Source organism: Wolbachia endosymbiont of Glossina morsitans morsitans (assembly GCF_000689175.1).
In the GTDB taxonomy this organism is placed as follows: Bacteria; Pseudomonadota; Alphaproteobacteria; order Rickettsiales; family Anaplasmataceae; genus Wolbachia; species Wolbachia pipientis.
In genome coordinates this window covers 1-2,629 of sequence record NZ_AWUH01000137.1, presented here as the reverse complement: position 1 = coordinate 2,629, position 2,629 = coordinate 1, and the positions used below count along the sequence as shown (strand labels likewise).

The 2,629-nt window shown below is 33.5% G+C and carries 4 pseudogenes; 1 reads left to right on the top strand and 3 read right to left on the bottom strand.

The features are described 5' to 3' along the window. Window positions 1-668, top strand: a pseudogene (locus WGMM_RS07520) (transposase); the annotation flags it as partial. Window positions 669-838: 170 nt separating this feature from the next. Here WGMM_RS07520 and WGMM_RS03490 read toward each other — a convergent pair. From WGMM_RS03490 to WGMM_RS07215, 3 pseudogenes are all read right to left on the bottom strand, one after another. Next, window positions 839-2,091, bottom strand: a pseudogene (locus tag WGMM_RS03490) (citrate synthase). 80 nt (window positions 2,092-2,171) lie between these two features. After that, a pseudogene (rpsT, locus tag WGMM_RS03485) lies at window positions 2,172-2,428 on the bottom strand (30S ribosomal protein S20). 51 nt (window positions 2,429-2,479) lie between these two features. Further along, window positions 2,480-2,629 (bottom strand): annotated as a pseudogene (locus WGMM_RS07215) (lysophospholipid acyltransferase family protein); the annotation flags it as partial.

Genomic DNA, 2,629 nt, shown 5'->3' with positions numbered 1-2,629 from the left:
AACTTAATATTAAGATAAATGATTGCAGAATTGATAAAAATAATATGGAAGATATCGAAATTGCTACAGGCAGTACAGGAATTAGTATATACAACAACACTCCTGGTCACAGCAATGAAAATAGCACTGACAGAAAATATCGTGGCTATGAGCAAACGCGAAAATTGCACGTAATATTGAATATAAACAACCAAAAAGCAATAGCTGTAAAATACAGTAGCAGTGCAGCAGTAACGGTGTCTACTCTGATCACTATGGAGCTTGTGATTTGCTAAAAGAAGTTGATTTTCAGCATGCCATAAAAGCACTATATGCAGATAGAGCATGTGATAGGCAGAAGTTTTATAAGTTGTGTAACAAATATGATATAAAGACAAAAATTGCACCAATAAACAATGCGGCAGAACATCCAGAAATAGATTATATGTCTGACAGGAATGCTGCTATTAGGTTAATAAAATTATACGGTGAAGATGGCATGAAAGAATGGAAAAAAGAAGTAAATTATGGGAAAAGATCTTATATTGAAGGGTTCTTCTCAAGATTAAAGCAAATATTCGGATTTAGTTTTAGGAATAAATCTGAGATAAATCGAGGAAAAGAACTGCTAATCAAATGCTATTTGCTTAATAAATTCACTGATGGCTAAATTTGAGATAGTTACATGAATTTACCACAAATCACCATCTCATAAAGTGTGATGCAACAAAGCCATTCCAGACTGGAATGACACCTCTGAACACTTCCGTCGTAAAGGAACCAGTGTCAGCTACTCGGATGACACCTTTTTTCTACTTAGTTTGGATTATGCAAGAAGTCTAATGAAGTGAAAATAAATTTATTTACCAAAATAGAGTTGCCTTGGTCTACAGATCTTAGTTTCTTTATCATTTATCATTTCATATCACTGAGTAACCCAACCAGTGGTTCTTGCAAGTGCAAAAATAGGCGTGAACATATTTGAGGGGATATCAATAGCATTCATTATTATACCTGAGTAAAAATCAACATTTGAATATAACTTACGCACGATACGAAATATTCACCCTTTAAAGCTATTTCTTCAAGTTTTTTTGCAATTTTAAGCAGTTCATTATTTTGTTCTAGTTTACTTAGAACCTCATGGCAAGCGCCTTTCAATATACGCGCGCGCGGATCATAATTTTTATAAACACGATGTCCAAATCCCATCAATTTAAATGGATCTTTATCATCTTTAGCTTTTTCGATGAATTTATCTATATCTCCACTTTGCTCTATCTCTTTTAGCATATTTATAACTGCCTCATTAGCTCCACCATGTGCTGGTCCCCAAAGTGTAGCAACTCCTGCAGAGAGGCTTGCAAACAGATTAGAACCAGCCGATCCCACCAATCTGACAGCCGCCGTAGAAGCATTCTGTTCATGATCAGCATGGAGAGTAAATATTTTATCCAGAGCTTTTGCAAAAAGGGCGCTTTTATCATTATCAACAGCATCGCCAAATATCATCTTTAAGAAATTTTCACTGTAACTTAATTCATTGTTAGCATTTATGAATTCCTGATTGTTGATATGCCTATAAATCATTGCAATAATTGTGGAAACTTGCGCTATTGCAGAAATTCCAAAATCTAGGTCTTCACCATTGACATTGTTGCCATGCTTTTCATGATAAGATGCTGACAAACTTGCAAAACATGCAACTAAGATTGACATAGGGTGAGCAGTTTTTGGAAATGCTTTAATTACATTTGTAACTTGCTCTGATACTTTGGATGATTCTTGTATTTTGAGAAGAAATTTTTTGTGTTGCTCTGAACTGGGTAATTCACCATAGAGCAATAAATAAATCACAGCAGTAAAATTATTATTCTCTGCCAAATCAGCTATATTATGTCCCCTATATTTAAGAACTCCTTCATCTCCATCAATGAATGTAATTGTAGAAGAGCATGAAGCTGTAGAAACAAACCCTGGATCGTAAGTGAATAATCCTGTCATCGCATATAAATCCTTGATATTTAACACATCAGGACCTGTTGTTCCGCTTAATACAGGTAGCTCGATTTTTAATCCATTACTTAGTTCTAATAGCACTTTTTTATCCATCACTTAAGCTACTTAAATTTTATATAGAATATACAAACTGAGGAGTATATATTAATACAGTTAACTTTACATTAACCGTATTAAGCGGTCATCAATGCTTTTACTTTTGCATTTAAGCGACTTATTTTACGCGCAGCAGTATTCCTATGAATAACACCTTGTGTAAATTAGATTCAGCATTCCGAAATGCCAGAACAACATTTTCTTTGTCGCCAGACTTGATTATATCAACCAATTTTTTAATAGAGGTGCGAGTTTTACTTTTCCGCATCTTATTTATTAAAGTGCGCTTTGCTATTACCTTTATCATTTTTTTAGCACTCTTATGATTTGCCATATATTAATAACTAAAATACTGTACTTTTCTTTTAATTATAAAGTTTTTTTGTTAATTTGCAATATCAGTTTTTCCTATGGTTAATCTACTGCTTCTCTCTTCAATAATTTTTTCTAAACTTTGCAAGAATTCATTTTTGTTTAACCCAGGATATATTGGGGGCAATATTTCTATTACTGCCTTTCCGGGATTCTTTCTCAG